Here is an 18,401-nt window from a genome sequence, read left to right as displayed (position 1 = left end):
GGTTAGGTCCTGCCATTGCCAAATCCGGTGCCCTGTTTCAATGTCCTGATCGAAAAACGGTTATTGAGGCGCTTGTTGGATCATCTGTTTCTGAACGTTCTGAACGTGGTGCTGCCGGTGCTGATCTGTGCCGGAATCGGCTATTGCCTGGCTCTGATCCGGGCTCCGTTTGACAACAAGGTGATCGGCAGCATCGTCTCGAAGGTCGGATACCCGACATTGATCATCTCGCACCTGTCCTCCACCCAGATTGCCGTTGGAACGTTTCTGGACATGATGGCGGCCGCAGCTTTGGCCATTGCGGGTTTCGGCGGGCTGGGGTTTGCGGCTCTGAAGCTGTTGCGCATGCCCGTGCGGGCGTTTCTGACGCCCTTGATGCACGGCAATGTCGGCAACATTGGCCTGCCAATCACATTGCTGGCGCTGGGCGATGCCGGGATGGCTTACACGATGGCCTTCGTTGTCGTTGTCCTTGTCAGTATATTTACGGTAGGCATGTGGATACCGGCAGGTGAGTTTTCTCCCAAAAAGCTTGCCACATCGCCGATAATCTACGCGGTGGTCGTCGCGTTGGTACTTATGGCGACCGGAATTGCGCTGCCGCAGCCGATTGCAAAATCCTTTGATATATTGGGTGGGTTGTCGATCCCATTGATGCTGCTGACGCTCGGCCACACTCTGGCAACTCTGAAGATCAGCAGTCTTGGGCGCGCTGTGCTGCTGACGGGGCTGCATCTGTTGATGGCAGTTGCGATTGCCAGTGCCCTAGTCTGGACCTTTGGCTTTACCGGGGCAGAACGCGGTGCCCTTATCCTTTGTTGCCTTATGCCGTCTTCGGTGGCGACCTATCTGTTCATTGACCAGCACGTTCCGGAATACGGACCCGAGGTGGCGGGATTCATTCTGGTATCGACCCTGACGACAATTGTCGTTTTGCCCGTGGCGTTGTCCTACTGGTTTTGACTGTGTCCGGATCACCGGGCATGGCCTGTTGAGCGACGACGCCAATGGGTTTGCTGTAAACCCTATACGTGGCGCCAAAAAAATTGTTTAATTCGGACATGTTATCTTAATACGCCGCTGAGCTGAGGCCGTTGGTTCATTTGCCCGCTCGGAAAGGCCCGCTCGGGAACTGGGGGCAAATTGATGACGACGGCAAACTCAAACGGCACTTCGGGCATGGCCGGCGCGCGCGTTGTTCTGGCGATGACAGCGATTTGCATGATGGTCGTGGGGTTCAACACAACGGCCGTCGCGACCATCCTGCCCAATCTAAAGTCCGAGTTTGATCTGACCCCATCCGGCCTGCAGTGGGTCATGGCGATCTATACTGTCGCAAGCGCGACTTTGGTCACTATCGTCAGCCGCCTTGGGGACATCACCGGCAAGATGGGCGTTTTCTTCTTCGGAATGATCGTCTTTGCCGCCGGGTCGGCCTCAGCGTTGCTTGCGCAGGATGGTACGATGTTGTTGATCGGCCGCGGAGCGCAGGGCGCGGGGGCCGCAGCGCTGTTCGGAACTTCGCTGTCGATATTGACGGCGGCCACCCCTGATGAGGAACGCGCAAGCGTCACCGGAGCATGGGGTGCCATTGTCGGTTTAGCAATTGGCGTCGGCCCAATCGTGGGCGGCGCGCTTGGCCACTACATCAGTTGGCGGGCTGTATTTGCTGTTGACCTTGTCCTTCTGGTTGCAGCGTTCCTGATCGGTTTGCGGGTGAGCAAGCACAACTACGTTCCCGATACTCGTTTGGCAGATGCCCGGTTCGATTATCCCGGTGCAATCGCGATGATGCTTCTTTTAGGGCCCTTGTCGTTCGCGCTCAGCAATGGCGAGAGCAAGGGGTGGGAGTCCAGAGAGACCCTCGTTCCCCTGTGCATATCCGCAATTGCCGTGGTTGCGCTGGTCATGACCTCTCGGCGCAGCGAAGATCCTTTGATAGAACTGCGGTATTTCCGTCATCCGCGCTATTTCATGGCGGCGGTTGGCATGTTCTTTACGGGGTTCACCCTGTTCAGCTTTTTCGTCTACTTCAACGTCTTTGTTCAATCGCCGGACACGTTCGGCTATTCGGCGATTGCTGCGGGGCTGGCGATCCTGCCGCTCAGCGTGACCATGTTCGTCGTATCCGTCACCGCGCCCCGGATCCTTGCGCCATACAGTTTCCAGTGGCCGGTTATCATTGGCATGGGCGTGATGGCGTGTGGCTTCCTGCTGCTGACAACCACCACGAACACCACCAGCTATGTCGGTCTTTGGTGGAAGCTTGCCATCATCGGCATCGGGATGGGCATCGGCTTTTCGCTTTTGCCCCGGCTTGCCCTGCGCCTACTGCCGGAAGAGCATGTCGGGCAGGGTTCGGGCGTAATCAACGCGTTCCTGTATTTCGGCGCAACCCTGGGGGCCGTTATCGGCGGGTTGGCCGAAGCCGTCACAATCCGTTGGGGTTTGACCGAGGTCATCAACGCGCTTCCCTCCGGCTCGGAACAACGTACCGATCTGGCCCATGCACTGACCCACGGAACGCCCGGCCAGGTTCAACAGTTGATCGCGGGTCTGGACCCGGAAACCGGAAGCGCCTTGGCTGTGGCTCTGCGCGAATTGCAGGACAACGCCTTTGACAGCGCAATGTTTGTTGCCGCCATGGCTGCGCTGATCGCGATGGTGCTAGCGATCCTTTTGCTGCGCGGACCGGTTCCGCCGGTGCACAGCGCTACGGAATTGACGAAAAAACGGCGATGAGCCCTGACGATCTGAACGGGCTTGAGCGTGTGGTATCGGAGAATTTGCAAGCCCGTTTTGCGCAGCACAGCGGACAATTAAATGATTTTGACAGTGAACGGAAATTGAACCCGGCAACCTCGCAGATAGCGACCTGCAGCCCGTGGTGATATGAATTGGTCGAGCGCCGAGGCTCTGCCTCGCCAAGCCAGAAGGTGTTCTAGGGAGGTCGACATGCTTTATGGAGCCATGCTTGTCTGGTTTGTCCTGACCGGCGCCAGTGTCGGATTCGTCGTTTGGGATTCTCTCACAAATGGTGTCACCAGTTGGGTGCAGAGAGCAGCGTGGATTCTGGTAACCGTCTATACAGGTCCGGTCGGCCTGTTCTTTTATTTCATGACCTGCCGCCGTCCCTTCCCTGGCGGGCATGAACGCTTCACGCGTGCCACGTGGAAGCAAGGCGTAAACAGTGAAATGCACTGCGTAGCAGGCGATGCGACGGGGATCATTCTAGCGGCCATCCTGGTTCACTTTCTCACCCTGTCAAATGGCTGGGATATTGTCGTCGAGTATGTTTTCGGGTTTGTTTCGGGTTTGTTCATATTCCAGGCGCTTATGATGTTTCCCATGTTCGGCAGCTATGCGAAGGCCGTCCGGAAGACGGTCTTCGCCGAAACCGTATCCATGAACATGGTGATGACAGGCATGATCCCGACAATGGTTCTTCTCGCAGCGGCCTGGCCCGGATCCGAGGATCCGCTCAACCCGCAATTCTGGTTTCGTATGAGCCTGGCGACGATCGCAGGTGCGATAGTTGCGTTTCCTATTAACCGGTGGCTGGTCGCCAATCACCTCAAACACGGATGCATGACCCTGCCTGGGGTCGACGGACCAGCGAAGGGTATTGGACATACTTCGCCCGAAATGGAGAATATACCCGGCGAAGAAATGGAGCATGTGGAGGGTCAGGCAATGAACATGAAGTCGTTGCCGATGAATACCATGATCCTTTGGATCACTGGCAGCTATGTGGTTCTGCTGGTTGCGCTCTGGCTAACATCACGCGTCACACCCATAACATTTTGATGCCCGTATTGGGTGCAGCCCAGACACTGACATCGTTGGATGAAACAAAAAAGGCCGCCCCATCGGAGCGGCCTTTCGAATTCGAATGAGGTCAGGTTCAGAAGCCCAGACCTTCGTATTTCTTCTTGAACTTCGACACGCGGCCGCCAGCGTCCAGCAGGCGCGACGAACCACCTGTCCATGCGGGGTGCACGGAGGGGTCGATTTCCAGAGCCAGCTGGTCGCCTTCGCTGCCCCAGGTGGATTTCATCTGAACCACGGTGCCATCGGTCATTTTGACGTCGATGAGGTGATAATCGGGGTGGATGTCTTTTTTCATCTTTCCGCTCCTTACGCCTCGGCGCCAGCCTTGGGCTTGTAGTTGGTGACCTCTGCGATACGTGCGGACTTACCGCGGCGCGAGCGCAGGTAGTACAGTTTGGCGCGACGGACGCGGCCACGGCGGACAACGGTGATGCTGTCGATGTTGGTCGAATACAGCGGGAACACACGCTCCACGCCTTCGCCGAACGAGATTTTGCGGACGGTGAACGATCCGGCGATGCCGTCGCCGTTCTTGCGCGCGATGCAGACGCCTTCGTAGTTCTGCACACGGGTGCGCGACCCTTCGGTCACCTTATAGCCGACACGGATGGTGTCACCGGCTTTGAAGTCGGGGATGTCTTTCCCCAGGGCGGCAATCTGTTCCGCCTCAAGCTGTGCGATCAGGTCCATCGCATTTACTCCTATCTGCTCGTGGTTGGTCCACGAAGTTTGGGCACGGCCTGAGAGCTCTTGGTCTTCACCGGGTCCTGCGTGCAGCCCGCCAGAGGTCAGATCGAATGTTCCTTTGGTCTGGTCTGTCACACCGCGTCTTGGCCGAAGAAAGCCCGACGTCACGCTGCGAAACAAACCAAAACACCGGAGTCGCGCACACGCGGCTCCGGATTGGGCTGCATTACGGTCTTTGAGGGTCGGAATCAAGTCAAAATTGCCGGTAAATTCGGTTTCGGGCGGTGAGAAACCGCCGTTCCAAAACTGCGGCGTTGCCTTGTGGCCCGGATCAGGCATTCTGGTTGCAATTATACGAGCAGAAATTTGATACAGGAATGCATGATGCACAGAGCACTTATGCTGGTCCTCGTGGCCATCGCGCTGGTGTCTTGCGGGCGCCGAGGGCCCGCACCACAAACCGTTGAACCGCTTGCTTTTGCCGACACAACCGCGCCTTCAGTGATATTCCCGAAATTCGGGGATGCCGACCCGCATGAGTGGGAAGGACGGCACCCCGGCCATTATCCGGTGCATGGGTTGGATGTCTCGCGCTGGCAGGGGCCGATTGACTGGCGCACAGCGCGTGCCTCGGGTGTCAGCTTCGTTTTCATCAAGGCGACAGAAGGTGGTGATGTGGCCGACCCGCGGTTCGACGATCACCGGCGCGGCGCTCAGGCCGCAGGGGTGCCTTGGGGGGCATATCATTACTACTACTTCTGCCGTCCGGCCGCCGAACAGGCCCGTTGGTTCATCCGCAACGTGCCAAAGGGGGCTGATCTGCCACATGTGCTGGACATGGAATGGACGCCACATTCCAGGACCTGCACGCTGCGTCCCGATGGCAAGACTGTCCGGTCCGAGGCACAGAAGTTTCTGAATATACTCGAACGCCACTACGGCCGCCGTCCGATCGTGTACACGACCGTGGACTTTTACGAAGACACCGATATCGGGCGCCTGCCAAAAACGGAGTTCTGGCTTCGGTCCGTCGCGGGCCATCCCCGCAATGTCTACCCTCGGGCGGTATGGCGGTTCTGGCAATACACCGGCACCGGTTTGGTGCCAGGTGTGCAGGGTAGGGTAGACATCAACACATTTAACGGTACGCCGGAGATTTGGGCGCAGTGGAGGGCCGGGGGTTAGTCCTTGTCGTGCGATTTCTGGAATATTTCCCAAAGATCGGGTCGTCTTTCGCGTGTGATCCGTTCCGACATCTCGTGGCGCCATTCGGCGATACGCCCGTGGTGGCCCGACATCAGGATGTCCGGGATCGGGCGGCCTTTCCAATCAGCGGGGCGGGTGTATTGCGGATGCTCCAGCAGGCCCGAAGTAAAGCTTTCTTCCTCTGCCGACGCCTGATTGCCCAGCACGCCAGGGATCAGCCGGACCGTGGCGTCGATGAGGGCCTGCGCGGCGATCTCACCGCCGGTCATGACGAAATCGCCCAGGGAAACTTCCTGAACGCCATAATGTTCCAGCACGCGTTCGTCGACGCCTTCGAAGCGACCGCAGAGCAAGGTCATGCCGTCACAACGTGCAAGGTTCTGCATCATGGATTGATCCATCCGGCGGCCGCGTGGGCTGAGATAGATCAGTGGCCAGTTGCCCCGTATCCCTTCCATCGTATGTTCGATGGCTGCGCCCAACACATCGGCCCGAAGAACCATGCCGGCTCCTCCACCGGCGGGCGTGTCGTCCACGTTGCGATGCTTGCCGATTCCGAACTGGCGCAGATCGATCGTTTCCAGCTGCCATAGCCCTTCTTGCAAGGCTTTTCCGGTCAGACTTTCCCCCAGAACACCGGGAAACGCCGAGGGAAACAGAGTGATGATCTTGGCCTTCCAAACCCCATGCAAATCCGGTGTCTGGGTCATCAACTCACGCGGCTTCAGGGTCGCGCGGACGGCTTTGCGGCCATGAGATTTCGCAGGTTTGTCTGTCATGTGCTGCCGATCAGATCGTTTTGAGCGCTTTCAACCAGGGCCGCCTTTTGTCGGATCAGCGCATCTTCGTCCAGAGCAGAGCGGTTGAGGTCCAGCAACTCCGTCAATACTTCTTCGGGCAGGCGAGGGTTGACGCGGGTCGGACCCACCAATTGGGCGGACCGCTCGTGGGGCAAGTCCAGAAACTCTGCGAATGGCGCTCCGGGACCGAAAGGACGGCTTTGCAAGTCTTCCAGCCACTCGGTCAGTACAGTGACGCCTGATAGCCGCTCGCGGATAGCCGTGGCCGCGGTCTGCGGCGACGGCACCGAATCAAGACGGGCTCGATAGGTATCAAAGTCCTGCACCAGGCGCATACGCTGTAGGTCATGCGCCCAAAGGCTGCGCAGCCAGCTTCCGCGCTGTCGCAGCGACAGATATAATGTGATGTTGACGGGCTCATTCGCAAATCGGTCCTGAACAAGCTCAACCAAACGCGCCGCAAGCTCAGGTGCGGCTTCGTAGCCGACGGCAACATTGCGGCTGGGACGCAGACCCGAGAAGTTTTCCTCGCTAAGGATCAGGCCCCGTCGCTTGCCAAAATCCAGAGACGCCAGAAATGCCCGAATGCCATCGCTGAAATCGATCAGCGCGCCGGGCGTACCATAAACCGAGAACCGAGTGGCCGCTTCGGACAGGCCGGATTTGCGTGTGCGATAAGGCAGAACCAGCGCGTGGTCAGGCCAGATCAGTTTTCGGTTTTCAAACAGAAAGGATTGCGCTGCGGTCGTGCCGGTCTTGTGCAGACCCAGATGCAGCATGACCTTTCGCATCAGAACAGGCCCTCGGGCGGGTCGGCTACGATGCGGCCTTGTACCAGATCGACCGTGGGAACGACTTCCAGCGTGAAGGGCAGCAGAACCGTGGATTTCATACCCGGTCCTTGCAGTTCCAGCAGATCGGCCGCGCCGTGATTCTGCACTGCTTTCACGCGGCCAAGCAGGGTGCCGCCGGTATCGTAGACCTGCAACCCGATCAGGTCAGCGTGATAGAATTCATCATCGGGCAGCGACGGCAGTTGTTCACGTCGCGCGAAAAGGCGTAGCCCCTTGATGGCGTCCGCCTCTTCCTTGGTCTCGATCCCGCCAAGCCTGGCGGCAAACCCGTTCTTGATCGTGCGGGTCAGAACCAGCGGATACCGCTCGGCGCCGCTCTCGTCGGTCAGCGGAGAATAGGCCTCGATGTCCTCGGGAACGGCGCAATAGCTTTTCAGACGCACTTCACCGCGCACACCGTAGGACCCTGCAATGCTGCCGACACAGATCAGATCACTCATTTGGATTTTCCGTTGTCACACAAACCCCATCCACCCAGTCGCCGCGCGCTACACAGGCCTCGCGCTGGTTGCTGCGTTCAAAGAACACGCCCACAATAAAGGCGATCAGCAGCAGGATGGGAAGTCGTAACAGCCCGAACATCTTCCTATCGCACCTCGACCGGCAAGCTGTCTTCGCGGGTTTCCCAGCCAATGCGTTCCAGTTCGGGCGTATCCGAGAGCTCTTCGGGCCACCCGATACAGAAATACCCGATCAACTGCCAATTGTCCGGCACATCCAGATCGCGGCACATCCGGTCGGGATCAAGAATCGACACCCAGCCCAACCCCAACCCTTCGGCCCGCAGGGCCAACCAGAACAGTGTGATGGCTGTCACGACCGAGTAGCGGCGCATTTCAGGCATTGTGCCTGCGCCAAGGCCCTGTCCCTTATCGGTTCCATCATCACAGAAAACCGCCAGTTGAACCGGTGCCTCCTGCATGCCAGACAGTTTCAGGGTGCTGTAAAGCCGCGCCTTGTCTCCGGAATAGCCAGCAAGAGCCTGTGCATTGGCCGATTGGAAATTCTCAAGCGCAGCGGCGCGTGCCGCGTCGCTTTCGACGCGGATCACGCGCCAGGGCTCGCTGAGCCCCACCGAAGGGGCCAGTCGAAACGCGTCGAGGCAGCGCGACAGCACTGCCTCGTCTATCGCGTCGGTGCGGAACCGGCGCACATCGCGCCGGAGCCGCATCAACAGATCGAACTGCGTGCGGAATTCGTCACTGAAGGTCTGATCCTGCACGCGCCCGCCTGCTTATTCTTCTGCAGCAGCAGCTTCTTCTTCAGCCGGTGCGGCAGCCGCTTCGGCAGCTTCAGCAGCCTTGGCGGCTTTCTCTTCCGCGCGCTCCTGAGCTTTCTTGCCGGGTGCACCTTTCTGCGGGTTGTTTCGCTCGGCTTTCTCACGGGTGCCGGCAGCTTCCAGCATGCGTGCGATCCGGTCGGTGGGCTGTGCGCCCTGGTCCAGCCAGTACTGAACGCGCTCCATGTCCATTTTTACGCGCTCTTCGCTGTCTTTCGGCAGCAGCGGGTTGTAGGTGCCCAGTTTCTCGATGAAACGGCCGTCGCGAGGCATGCGGCTGTCGGCGGCCACGATGCGGTAGAAGGGACGTTTTTTCGAGCCGCCGCGGGCGAGACGAATTTTCATTGCCATGGTGGTATCTCCTTTGAATGGCTTCACGCCAGAGGCGCGTCTTTGTTTGAGCCGGGTTCTTTTCCGGCTATTCCTGGTGTTTCTTGTGGTGTCGGATGACTTCCTGAATGATGAAATTCAGGACAGCCTTGGCAAAGTCGGGGTCCAGATCCGCCGTCTTCGCCAGGTCTTCTAACCGTGCGATCTGCGCAGCCTCGCGCGAAGGATCGGACGGGGGAAGGTCGTGTTCGGCCTTGAGCTTGCCAACGGCCTGCGTGTGTTTGAACCGCTCGCCCAGCGTATAGACGAGGATCGCGTCCAGCCGATCGATGCTTTCGCGATGCTCTTTCAGCAGCGTGGCGGCACGCGTCACGGGGTTGTTCATTGGCCGGTCCTCTCGGTGGTCAAAGCGGTGTCGGTGAGGTCGAGTGTCGGGTGACGCCAGATTTGAGCTTTCTTGCCAAGCAATTCACCCTCGCGTTCGTAGGTCGCGCCAAGGCGTTCGGCCAATGCGCGCGAGCGGTCGTTGGCGTGGGCTATGTATGAAATCACCCCGTTCAGCCCTTGGTGGCGGGCGGCATAGGTGCGGGCAGCCAGTGCCGCCTCAAAGGCGATACCTTTGCCTTCGAACTCTTCCATGATTGCCCAGCCGAGTTCCGGTTCATCCCAACCCGGTGCATCGATGATGCCTGTCCAACCTGCGAATTCGCCGCTAGCCTTTTCGGTGATGTGCCAGCCACCGTAACCCCGCACGGCCCAGTGACCGAAGCGTCCCATCAGCGACCGCCAGCACTCGAACTCGTTCTTCGGCCCGCCAACCATATGGCTGCGTTCGCTTGCAAAAAAAACGGTCATGGCGGGCAGATCGCTTTCGTGCGGCGGCCGCAGGATCAGACGCTCAGTCTCGACGGTTGGTATGGTGTACGAAGTCACGCGTAGGCCTCCATTCCACCATTGACCAGATCGGACGGGGCTGGGTGCCGCCAGACCTGCATCGCGCCGTAAGCCGGGTGTTCAAATGTGTAATCGAACCGCGCGCCCAGACGTTCGGCCACGGCCTTGCTGCCCAGATTGTCCGGATCGATCAGCGAAATTGCCGTTTCCCAACCCAGCACATCATAGGCATGCGCACGCGCGGCCAGCGCGGCCTCGGTCGCATAGCCCTTTCCGGTTGCGTTGTTCATCAAGGTCCAGCCGATTTCGGGCTCGGGCCAGCTGTGGGGGAACCAGAGGCCGACGTGGCCAACATAGGCGCCAGTGTCTTTTTCCTCGACGCCCCAGAACCCATAGCCGCGCATTGCCCAATGGCCCAGCAGCATTGCGAGCGAACGCCATGTCTCGTCCGGCCGCAGGGGGCCGCCTACGAATTTTGAGGCGTCGCTGGCGAAGAATTCTGCTTCGGCCTCGAAATCGGCTTCGCACGGTGCCCGCATGATCAGGCGTTCTGTTTCCAGCTTCGGGATCGCCATGGAGATGGTCATGCCTGCACCTCGCCATAGCGCCAGACATGTTGATCCGCGTCAAAGGCACTCTCAGCTACGGCATCACGCGTAGCACCCAACCGTTCGGCCAAAGCGTTCGACCGAACATTGGATGCTGATACATAGCTGACGAACTGGCCCGACCCGAGCAGGTCGAAACCAAAGTCGCGCACAGCAGCACCGGCCTCAGTGGCGTAGCCTTGCTCGCGATGTTCGGCGCTGAACAAATAACCAAGTTCGGGTTCGTGGTCGTCCCATTCCATCCCTAGCAGAACGAATCCAGCGACCTGTTCGTCGTCCTTCAGGGCGACCGTGAACAGACCATGCCCGTGCAAAAGCCATCCCGACGTATAGAAAGAGAACTCGGTCCAAGCCTCCTGTTCGGAACTGCCAAAGCTTTCCCGGCAGATCACGGTCCAAACCGGCAGGTCGTCCAGACGCGGGGCACGCAGAACCAGCCGCCGGGTCTCGATGAACGGCAGGGCAGCGCGATACTGCGCTGCTGCCATCGCCGCCTTTCCGGACGGGGGCTGGGTGCACCGTGCAGGCGTCACTTTTTCTTTCCAAACCCGCTGAGGCCCGGAGGCAGAGCCATGCCGCCGCCCATACCGGGCAGGCCACCGGGCATCTTGCCGCCCATCGCCTTGGCCGCTTGTTCCAGCGCCTTGGGGTCCATGCCTGCCGCCATTTCTTCAGGCGACGGGCCGCCCTTGCCGAACATGCCCTTCATGGCCTGTTTCAGCATCTTGCCTTTGCCCATCTTGCCCATCTTTTTCATCATGTCCGACATCTGTCGGTGCATCTTAAGCAGCTTGTTGAGATCGCTGACCTCCATTCCTGAACCGGCTGCAATGCGCTTCTTGCGGCTGGCTTGCAGCAATTGGGGATTGGCGCGTTCGCGTTTGGTCATCGACTGGATCATGGCGATCTGCTGGCGCAGAATCTTATCGTCCAGCCCGGCCTGATCCATCTGCTTGGCCATTTTGCCCATGCCCGGCATCATGCCCATCATGCCCTGCATGCCGCCCATCTGGATCATCTGTTCCAGCTGCATCTTCAGGTCGTTCATGTTGAACTGACCTTTGACCATGCGCTTCATCATGCGCTCGGTCTGTTCCATCTCCATCGTTTCCTGGGCCTTTTCGACCAGGGCAACGATGTCGCCCATGCCCAGAATACGTCCCGCAATCCGGTCCGGCTCGAAGGTTTCGAGCGCGTCCATCTTCTCACCCAGACCGACAAAACGGATCGGCTTGCCGGTGACCGCGCGCATCGACAGCGCCGCACCGCCGCGCCCGTCACCGTCCATCCGGGTCAGGACTACGCCCGAGATGCCGACCTTGGCATCGAATTCTTCGGCCACTTCGACGGCGACCTGGCCGGTCAGGCCGTCGACCACCAGCAGTGTTTCGCGCGGGTCGACCGCGTTGCGGACCTGCTCGACCTCGTCCATCAGGACTTCGTCAATGTGCAGACGGCCTGCAGTGTCGAGCATATAAACGTCGTAGCCACCCAACGTTGCCTGCTGCTTGGCGCGTTTGGCGATATCGACCGGTTTCTGGCCCGGTACGATCGGCAGCGTATCGACGCCGACCTGCGTGCCCAGAACAGCCAGCTGATCCATCGCCGCCGGGCGGTAGACGTCCAGTGAGGCCATCAGGACCTTCTTGCCCTCTTTCTCTTTCAGGCGCTTGGCGAGCTTACCGGTCGTGGTCGTCTTACCCGAGCCCTGCAGGCCGACCATCAGGATCGGAGCGGGCGGGTTGTCGATCTTCAGCTTGCCGGGGTCTTCCTCGCCGCGCAGGGTATCGACCAGCGCGTCGTGCACGATCTTGACGACCTGCTGACCGGGGGTGATCGACTTGGTGACCGCCTGACCGGTCGCCTGTTCCTGAACCTTCTTGACGAACTCGCGCGCCACCGGCAGCGAGACGTCGGCCTCAAGCAGGGCAACCCGGACCTCACGCAGGGCGGTTTTGACGTCTTCTTCGGACAGGGCACCTTGTTTGGTTAGCCGGTCAAAGACGCCGGAAAGGCGTTCGGATAGATTTTCAAACATGCCTTCGGCCTCCTTAGCCGGTTATCTGGTGGCGTGCCCTAGATAGGACGCGCCGGTTAAATGCACAAACGCCCCCACGGGCGAAACTCGCTGGTGGGGGGCGATCCCTGAACGACTCAAGGGACCGGAAGTTCAGATGCTTCCGGATGTTTGATGGGGTGTTACCCGAGGCGCCCTTGGATGTCAAACGAGACGTATCTGTAGCAGCCTCAGCCTCTCTTGCGTTCAGTCACGGTTCGCTGCATGACCAACACAAAAGGAGTCTTCCATGGATGCATCATCCGCCTTTCAGGATACACTACCGCTCAGCTCTGATGCACTGCTGGCACAGTTGGACGAATGGGGGCTGAACTACCGCCTCCACACTCACATCCCATTGCGCACCGTCGAAGACGCCAAAGGGGTCGAGGATCAGTTTATGGTGCCCGGCGAGAATGTTCTGCGGCTCAAGAATCTGTACCTGCGCGACAAGAAAAAGCGGAATTATCTGGTGACACTGGAACAAAGTCGCGAAATCGACCTCAAAGCGCTGGGGGCCGAACTTGGGATCGGAAACCTGTCCTTTGGTTCGGCAGATCGACTGATGCAAAATCTAGGCATCCGCCCGGGCGCGGTCAGCCCGCTGGCGATGATCAATGGCGTGGGCAACAACGTGCGATTTATTATGGATTCGGCGGCACAACAGGCGGATGTGATCAACATGCACCCTCTGGTCAACGACCGGACCGTCGCCATGCCGCGCAGCGACTTGATGGCGTTCTTCGACCGTATAGGGTGCGAGGTTGCCTGGCTGCCCTGATCAGCCGGCCAAAGCTTCCTTCAACGCCGCCGCAACATGGGCGGCGGATGGATTGACGAACAGGTGGCCGTCCGCCTCGAATACCGCGTCGTCCAGGTGGTCAGGGAATGCAAGCGGCAACTCTGTACAGGCGAGCAGAATGGCCGTTCCCGGGGTGGCGTGGCGATTGCAGTAGGCCAGCAGGCGCGCATGCGCCACATCAGACGCGCCGCCATAGAAGTCGGTGTCGATCATATCCTGCATTTCGGCAATCTCTGCCTCGGGCAGCCGATCATTGGCGGTAATACCTTTGGCAGAAAGGTGCTCGGCATAATGGGGGGCCTGCATTGTGACTGTCGTTCCCAACACCAAAGCATTGGACGCCGCAGTGGTCGATGTGACCTGCGCGGTTGCGTCAAAGATGCTCAGGATCGGCATCGAAACGCCCTGGCGGATTGCGTGCAATCGGGCGTGCGGCGTGTTTGACGCGATGATGCCAAATTCGCAGCCGGCGTGTTGAAGGGTGAGCAGTGCTTCACGAAAAACCGCGTCAAAAGCAGCCCAGCTTTCTTCGTCTCCGGCCACACCGCGCAGAGCGCGGGTTTTGGCCTGCGTGACAGATTCGATCGTCATCGGAGGGACTGGCAACGGGGCCTCATGACCACGCTCGGAATAATACCGGCCCGCGCCTTCGGCGATAGCTCGGTAATAATCCACCGTCGAGGCCCAGCCGACGCCGCCCAGGATCCCTATCTTCTTCATATGAAACGCCCAATCCGAATTTGCTCGATAAGGTCCAGATTGGACGTTTCAAAGTGGATTGACCAGAGGGGGGTGATCAAGCCGCCAGTTCGGATACTGCCTTGCGCGCGTTGCTCAATGCCGCCTCGGCGTCGATAGCCATCTGATCCGCAGCAACTACGTCGACATCAGAGATGCCGATGAAGCCCAGAACGTGGCGTGCATAATTGGTGGCAAAATCAGCCTCGGACCCGACAGGAACACCGCCCGAGGCAATTGCCAGAACAGCCCGTTTGCCTTCAAGCAAACCCTTAGGGCCGTTTTCCGTGTAGGCAAAAGTCAGGCCGGCGCGGGCGACGAGATCGATCCAGGCTTTGAACGCCGCAGGTACCGAGAAGTTGTAGATCGGTAGTCCGATCACAAGTGTGTCGGCCTTTTGCAGCTCACCGACCAGTTCGTCGGATAAGGCGAGCAAGTCGCGCTGAACCGCGTCGCGCTGATCGGCGGGGGTAAAATTGGCGTTAATCCAGTCTTCGGTCAGCAGCGGAAGCGGAGTCGCCAGATCACGGCGAATGATTTTACCGGCGTTCAGATGCTTGACGATCCGGTCGGACAGTTCACGAGTAGCGGATCCATCACGACGGGCCGAGGCATCGATGTGCAGAATGGTCTTGATCATTTCAGCTAGTCCTTTGGTCAGGGAGATTTGAGTTCGGCTTCAATATGAACATTGCGCTGGCGAACAAAACTCGGATATATCAACACACATTGTTAGAAATTGCACAATGGAAGCGATGCAATGGACAATTGGGACGAAGTGAGAACGGCCTATCAGGTGGCGCGCATGGGCACGGTCAGTGGCGCGGCCGAGGTTCTGGGCGTTCATCATGCAACGGTCATCCGCCATATCGACGCGATCGAGGCACGCTTGGGCGTGAAACTGTTCCAGCGTCACGCGCGTGGTTACACTCCGACCGACGCAGGCGACGACCTGTTGCGGGTTGCGCAGGCGACCGAGGATCAGTTCAACCAGTTGGTTGGACGTATGAAGGGTCGCGGCGACGATGTGTCCGGCGAACTGGTGGTGACGTCGCTGGCTTCGTTCGCACCTCTGATCGTACCGGTTCTTGGCGAATTCCAGAACGCACATCCCGGTCTGATCGTTCGCTATCTGACCGGCGACCGTCTGTTCCGCCTGGAGTATGGCGAGGCCCATGTGGCCATTCGCGCGGGCGCCGCCCCCGATCAGCCCGACAACGTCGTACAACCCTTCGTTCAGCAAGAAGTCGGGCTTTATGCCAGTACGTCATATATTGAACGTCACGGCAAACCCTCCGGGACCGAGGATCTTGCCAATCATTACTTTGTCAGCACCGATGACGAGAACAGCCGAGCGCCGTTTTCAAGATGGTTGCGCGAGACAGTGCCTTCCGAGGCGATCACCTTCCGCTGCACAAACAACTTCTGCATGCGCGAAGCCGTTCTGGCCGGTGCCGGCATCGGTTTCCTTGCAAGATGGGAAGCGGCCCGCGACGCAAATTTGATCGAGGTTATCGAGCCTCTGCCAGAGTGGTTCGGCAAGCTGTGGCTGGTGACCCATGTGGACCTTCACCGCACAACCAAGGTTCAGGCCTTTCTCAAGTTCCTCAAGGAACATTCCAAAGGCTGGACGACATGAGCCAACAGGCTCGTGGCCATCTGGCCATGCTTGTCTTTTCGGCATTGGTCGCGGGCAGCTTTTCACTGGGCGCGATGGTGGCCAATCAGATTGCACCTTCTGCGATCACGGCGGCGCGCTTCGCTATCGCGGCGTTTGTCATCGGTGGCGCCGCACTGATGACAACCGGTGTGCCGCGCAGCGCGTTTCGGGCGCCCTGGCGTTATCTGATCCTCGGCGGGCTGTTCTCGACCTATTTCGTGTTGATGTTCTACGGGCTGAAAACGGCAGCCCCGGTCAGCGCGTCTGCGGTCTTTACCCTGACGCCGGTCATGTCGGCACTGGCCGGATGGGTACTTCTGCGACAGGTTACAACGCCGCGCATGGCGCTGGCCTTGACCATTGGGGCGACGGGGGCCCTGTGGGTGATTTTCCGGGCGGACTGGCTGGCCTTTCGCGCATTTGAGATTGGCGGGGGAGAGATCATCTATTTCTGGGGCTGTGCTGCCCACGCGATCTATACGCCGATGGTACGCAAACTGAACCGGGGGGAGTCCGCAGTTGTTTTCACTTTTGGAACCTTGCTCGCGGGCTGCCTGATCCTGACGGTATTCGGCTGGTCGGACATCCGCGCCACGGATTGGACCAACCTTCCCGCCCTTGTCTGGGTCAGCCTGTTATACCTGGCATTCTTCGCAACGGCGGCGAGCTTTGTGCTGGTGCAATTCGCGGCACTGCGCCTGCCGTCTGCCAAGGTCATGGCCTACACTTATCTGATACCCAGTTGGGTCATCCTGTGGGAAATCGCGCTTGGGCGTCCCGCCCCGACCGTTTTGGTTCTCGTCGGGGCTGCGCTGACGGCGATTGCGCTGGTTCTTCTGTTGAAAAGCGAAGAGGCGCCACCGAATACCGCAAGTCCGGCTTTGGACTGAGCCTTGCGTTCCGCCGGAGATATGTCAGCCTGCGTCAGGAACTGGTAAGGAGGCTGAATGTGAAATTGCCAATCGCGTTGGGCGTCATTCTGGTGTTCTCTGCCTGCGCGTCAGGTAGATCAGAAGGCGCATCGGATGCAGAACTTAAGGCCAATTGCGAGGCGTTGATCTCGGCGGAGACGGAAACCCGGCCGGATGACGTCAAGGCCATTTCGACACAGTCGGATCCGACCGGAACCACCGTCACTGTTTCGGTTGCGGGGTCCGAAGTGCCCTGGATCTGCCGCGCGGACCCCGCAGGAGTGATTGAAGGGATCGGCTTCCAAACGGAAAACTAGAATCCCGTCGTGGCCTTAAGGGTTGTCTCTAAATCGGTAGCGACCATTGAGGCAGGTCAAGGCGTTCATGCCGGTCTTCAGCTATGCTTCTCTTCAAGAAGAGGAGGGTACAATGTTTACGCACATTATGGTTCCTGTCGATTTGCACATGTCACCCGAAATCCGCAAGGCCGCTGAAGTTGCTGCGCAATTGGCCAAATGGCAGGGAGCAAAGGTGACGATCGTCAGCGTTACGGGAACGCAGCCGGGCGACGTGGATTTGACGAAAGAGGCAATTGAAGAAAAAATGGCGGTTTTTGCCGGTCAGATAGCCTCGGAAAGCGGCGCACAGGTTGGTACACGCAATATCCACTCGGTCGATGTGGCTGCAGAAGTCGACGGTGATCTGACGCGGGCTGCAGAAGATATTGGCGCCGATCTGATCGTCGTAGGCACTCATGCGCCCCGGATTACCGATTACATCTTTTCGAGCCACGCGGGGTATTTGGCGAAACACGCCACGATGTCAGTGTTCGTCGTTCGATAACGGTCTGCGGTCCTCGGATGGCAATTCAACCTCCAGAAACCGTTCGAAAGCGTCCAGATTGACCGGTTCAAACTGCCCGAACCCCTGCATCCAAACCGACGCGTTCCGTAGCGCGTCCGGTTCCAGCTTGCACCATTTCACGCGTCCGCGTTTTTCCTGAGAAATCAGCCCGGCCTTGGTCAGGATGACCAAGTGCTTCGAGATCGCGGCCAGCGACATCTCGAAAGGCTCGGCAACATCCGTGACCGCCATGTCATCCTCCAGCAACATCGCCAGAATGGTGCGGCGTGTGGGGTCGGCGAGGGCCGCGAATACGGTGTCAAGATCATTGGACATGCAATCGCTGAACCACAGCCTCCGGGTTTGGTCAACCATTTGGTTGAATATGCGGATTCAGGGGTTTTGAGGTGAGCCGTAGCAAGAGCGCTGATTTTTGGATGGCAGGTTTCGGCAAAAAATACCATAAAATCAATACCTTGATGCGCGGGAATTCGGTCTCTCAATACCGTTGACTCTGTGCGTCCAGCCCCTTAGCACCGTGCCCAAGACTGTGCGAGGGAAACGCCCGTGACCGATGATGACCAAAAGCAGCGTATGGCGCAGCTTGAGGCCAAGATCGAGGCGGCGAAAAAGGCGAAAGAGCCCAAGCCTCGTGCGGATGCTGACGTGTCCGGGGGCGAGCTTGCCTGGCGGATGGTCATCGAAATGGTATCCGGTCTGGGGATCGGATTTGGCATCGGATACGGGCTGGACAGCCTGCTCGGGACGATCCCGATCTTTCTGGTGCTGTTCACATTACTGGGCCTTGTCGCAGGCGTGAAGGTTATGCTCCGCAGCGCGAAAGAGGTTCAAGAGAAACAAGCGGCGGCTGAGGCGGCCGAGAAGGACGAGAGGGACTGAAC

General features: G+C 59.0%; 27 protein-coding genes. 11 read left to right on the top strand and 16 right to left on the bottom strand.

Features of this window, described 5'->3' with window-relative positions; genetic code table 11:
* The first annotated feature begins 75 nt into the window (after positions 1-75).
* The 4 genes from AC2TDJ_RS13220 (at position 76) to AC2TDJ_RS13205 (ending at position 3,807) form a co-directional block, all read left to right on the top strand.
* A complete protein-coding gene (locus AC2TDJ_RS13220; RefSeq protein WP_480842907.1) occupies positions 76-963 on the top strand; it encodes an AEC family transporter in 888 nt (295 codons plus the stop codon).
* Positions 964-1,146: 183 nt separating this feature from the next.
* Positions 1,147-2,742, top strand: a complete 1,596-nt coding sequence (locus AC2TDJ_RS13215) for an MFS transporter (protein WP_480842906.1) — start codon at positions 1,147-1,149, stop codon at positions 2,740-2,742.
* Positions 2,739-2,891, top strand: coding sequence for a hypothetical protein (locus AC2TDJ_RS13210; RefSeq protein ID WP_480842905.1), 153 nt, complete (start codon positions 2,739-2,741; stop codon positions 2,889-2,891). The genes AC2TDJ_RS13215 and AC2TDJ_RS13210 overlap by 4 nt, the downstream gene beginning before the upstream one ends.
* A 64-nt stretch (positions 2,892-2,955) precedes the next feature.
* Positions 2,956-3,807, top strand: a complete 852-nt coding sequence (locus AC2TDJ_RS13205) for a DUF4396 domain-containing protein (protein ID WP_480842904.1) — start codon at positions 2,956-2,958, stop codon at positions 3,805-3,807.
* Positions 3,808-3,904: 97 nt separating this feature from the next.
* Here the strand turns inward: AC2TDJ_RS13205 and rpmE are convergent, their stop codons facing one another.
* Positions 3,905-4,126: a 50S ribosomal protein L31 gene (gene rpmE / locus AC2TDJ_RS13200; protein ID WP_480810483.1), complete on the bottom strand. Its 222-nt coding sequence runs from the start codon at positions 4,124-4,126 to the stop codon at positions 3,905-3,907.
* Between the two features lie 11 nt (positions 4,127-4,137).
* Positions 4,138-4,521: a 50S ribosomal protein L19 gene (gene rplS, locus AC2TDJ_RS13195; protein WP_480843036.1), complete on the bottom strand. Its 384-nt coding sequence runs from the start codon at positions 4,519-4,521 to the stop codon at positions 4,138-4,140.
* 381 nt (positions 4,522-4,902) lie between these two features.
* On the opposite strand from rplS, the gene AC2TDJ_RS13190 reads away from it, so the two are divergent.
* Entirely contained in the window at positions 4,903-5,703 is an 801-nt protein-coding gene (locus tag AC2TDJ_RS13190; RefSeq protein WP_480842903.1) for a glycoside hydrolase family 25 protein, read from the top strand.
* Here the strand turns inward: AC2TDJ_RS13190 and trmD are convergent.
* The 11 genes from trmD to ffh form a co-directional block, all read right to left on the bottom strand.
* Positions 5,700-6,503, bottom strand: coding sequence for a tRNA (guanosine(37)-N1)-methyltransferase TrmD (gene trmD, locus AC2TDJ_RS13185; protein ID WP_480842902.1), 804 nt, complete (start codon positions 6,501-6,503; stop codon positions 5,700-5,702). The two genes, AC2TDJ_RS13190 and trmD, sit on opposite strands and share 4 nt — an antisense overlap.
* Positions 6,500-7,315 carry a hypothetical protein gene (locus AC2TDJ_RS13180; protein WP_480842901.1) on the bottom strand — a complete coding sequence of 272 codons (816 nt, stop codon included), beginning with the start codon at positions 7,313-7,315 and terminating at the stop codon, positions 6,500-6,502. The genes trmD and AC2TDJ_RS13180 overlap by 4 nt, the downstream gene beginning before the upstream one ends.
* Positions 7,315-7,818: a ribosome maturation factor RimM gene (gene rimM, locus AC2TDJ_RS13175; protein WP_480842900.1), complete on the bottom strand. Its 504-nt coding sequence runs from the start codon at positions 7,816-7,818 to the stop codon at positions 7,315-7,317. Before rimM ends, AC2TDJ_RS13180 begins: the two co-directional genes overlap by 1 nt.
* Positions 7,811-7,960, bottom strand: coding sequence for a hypothetical protein (locus AC2TDJ_RS13170; RefSeq protein WP_480842899.1), 150 nt, complete (start codon positions 7,958-7,960; stop codon positions 7,811-7,813). The genes rimM and AC2TDJ_RS13170 overlap by 8 nt, the downstream gene beginning before the upstream one ends.
* 4 nt (positions 7,961-7,964) lie before the next feature.
* Complete coding sequence (bluB, locus tag AC2TDJ_RS13165) at positions 7,965-8,600, bottom strand: 5,6-dimethylbenzimidazole synthase (RefSeq protein WP_480842898.1); 636 nt, start codon at positions 8,598-8,600, stop codon at positions 7,965-7,967.
* Between the two features lie 12 nt (positions 8,601-8,612).
* Positions 8,613-9,008 carry a 30S ribosomal protein S16 gene (rpsP, locus tag AC2TDJ_RS13160; protein WP_480842897.1) on the bottom strand — a complete coding sequence of 132 codons (396 nt, stop codon included), beginning with the start codon at positions 9,006-9,008 and terminating at the stop codon, positions 8,613-8,615.
* A gap of 67 nt (positions 9,009-9,075) precedes the next feature.
* Positions 9,076-9,372 (bottom strand): chorismate mutase, encoded by a 297-nt coding sequence (locus AC2TDJ_RS13155; protein ID WP_480842896.1) that lies wholly within the window; start codon positions 9,370-9,372, stop codon positions 9,076-9,078.
* Entirely contained in the window at positions 9,369-9,920 is a 552-nt protein-coding gene (locus tag AC2TDJ_RS13150) for a GNAT family N-acetyltransferase (RefSeq protein WP_480842895.1), read from the bottom strand. Before AC2TDJ_RS13150 ends, AC2TDJ_RS13155 begins: the two co-directional genes overlap by 4 nt.
* Positions 9,917-10,468, bottom strand: a complete 552-nt coding sequence (locus AC2TDJ_RS13145; protein WP_480842894.1) for a GNAT family N-acetyltransferase — start codon at positions 10,466-10,468, stop codon at positions 9,917-9,919. The genes AC2TDJ_RS13150 and AC2TDJ_RS13145 overlap by 4 nt, the downstream gene beginning before the upstream one ends.
* Positions 10,465-10,977, bottom strand: coding sequence for a GNAT family N-acetyltransferase (locus tag AC2TDJ_RS13140; RefSeq protein ID WP_480842892.1), 513 nt, complete (start codon positions 10,975-10,977; stop codon positions 10,465-10,467). The genes AC2TDJ_RS13145 and AC2TDJ_RS13140 overlap by 4 nt, the downstream gene beginning before the upstream one ends.
* A gap of 41 nt (positions 10,978-11,018) precedes the next feature.
* Entirely contained in the window at positions 11,019-12,527 is a 1,509-nt protein-coding gene (gene ffh / locus AC2TDJ_RS13135; RefSeq protein WP_480842890.1) for a signal recognition particle protein, read from the bottom strand.
* A 268-nt stretch (positions 12,528-12,795) separates the two neighbouring features.
* Here ffh and AC2TDJ_RS13130 point away from each other — a divergent pair, with 268 nt between their 5' ends.
* The gene (locus AC2TDJ_RS13130; RefSeq protein WP_480842888.1) at positions 12,796-13,326 is read left to right on the top strand and encodes a prolyl-tRNA synthetase associated domain-containing protein; all 531 of its coding nucleotides are present in this window, start codon (positions 12,796-12,798) and stop codon (positions 13,324-13,326) included.
* Here the strand turns inward: AC2TDJ_RS13130 and AC2TDJ_RS13125 are convergent, their stop codons facing one another.
* Together AC2TDJ_RS13125 and AC2TDJ_RS13120 are read right to left on the bottom strand one after the other, a co-directional pair.
* On the bottom strand, positions 13,327-14,067 hold the full coding sequence (locus AC2TDJ_RS13125) for an aspartate/glutamate racemase family protein (RefSeq protein WP_480842886.1): 741 nt from the start codon (positions 14,065-14,067) through the stop codon (positions 13,327-13,329).
* Between the two features lie 76 nt (positions 14,068-14,143).
* Positions 14,144-14,725 (bottom strand): FMN-dependent NADH-azoreductase, encoded by a 582-nt coding sequence (locus AC2TDJ_RS13120; RefSeq protein WP_480842884.1) that lies wholly within the window; start codon positions 14,723-14,725, stop codon positions 14,144-14,146.
* A gap of 120 nt (positions 14,726-14,845) precedes the next feature.
* Here AC2TDJ_RS13120 and AC2TDJ_RS13115 point away from each other — a divergent pair, with 120 nt between their 5' ends.
* The 4 genes from AC2TDJ_RS13115 (at position 14,846) to AC2TDJ_RS13100 (ending at position 17,499) form a co-directional block, all read left to right on the top strand.
* On the top strand, positions 14,846-15,724 hold the full coding sequence (locus tag AC2TDJ_RS13115; RefSeq protein ID WP_480842882.1) for a LysR family transcriptional regulator: 879 nt from the start codon (positions 14,846-14,848) through the stop codon (positions 15,722-15,724).
* Entirely contained in the window at positions 15,721-16,635 is a 915-nt protein-coding gene (locus AC2TDJ_RS13110) for a DMT family transporter (RefSeq protein WP_480842880.1), read from the top strand. Before AC2TDJ_RS13115 ends, AC2TDJ_RS13110 begins: the two co-directional genes overlap by 4 nt.
* Positions 16,636-16,694: 59 nt before the next feature.
* A complete protein-coding gene (locus AC2TDJ_RS13105) occupies positions 16,695-16,973 on the top strand; it encodes a hypothetical protein (protein WP_480842878.1) in 279 nt (92 codons plus the stop codon).
* 112 nt (positions 16,974-17,085) lie between these two features.
* Positions 17,086-17,499 carry a universal stress protein gene (locus AC2TDJ_RS13100; protein ID WP_480842876.1) on the top strand — a complete coding sequence of 138 codons (414 nt, stop codon included), beginning with the start codon at positions 17,086-17,088 and terminating at the stop codon, positions 17,497-17,499.
* On the opposite strand, the gene AC2TDJ_RS13095 is transcribed toward AC2TDJ_RS13100, so the two are convergent.
* On the bottom strand, positions 17,479-17,835 hold the full coding sequence (locus AC2TDJ_RS13095) for an ArsR/SmtB family transcription factor (protein WP_480842874.1): 357 nt from the start codon (positions 17,833-17,835) through the stop codon (positions 17,479-17,481). The genes AC2TDJ_RS13100 and AC2TDJ_RS13095 overlap by 21 nt on opposite strands.
* 231 nt (positions 17,836-18,066) lie before the next feature.
* Here AC2TDJ_RS13095 and AC2TDJ_RS13090 point away from each other — a divergent pair, with 231 nt between their 5' ends.
* A complete protein-coding gene (locus tag AC2TDJ_RS13090; RefSeq protein WP_170387173.1) occupies positions 18,067-18,399 on the top strand; it encodes an AtpZ/AtpI family protein in 333 nt (110 codons plus the stop codon).
* The last annotated feature ends 2 nt before the right edge of the window (positions 18,400-18,401 follow it).

The organism is Ruegeria sp. HKCCD6647-2, assembly GCF_057221075.1.
Note: the sequence above shows the minus strand (reverse complement) of the source record. Positions and strands in the feature narration are given on the sequence as shown.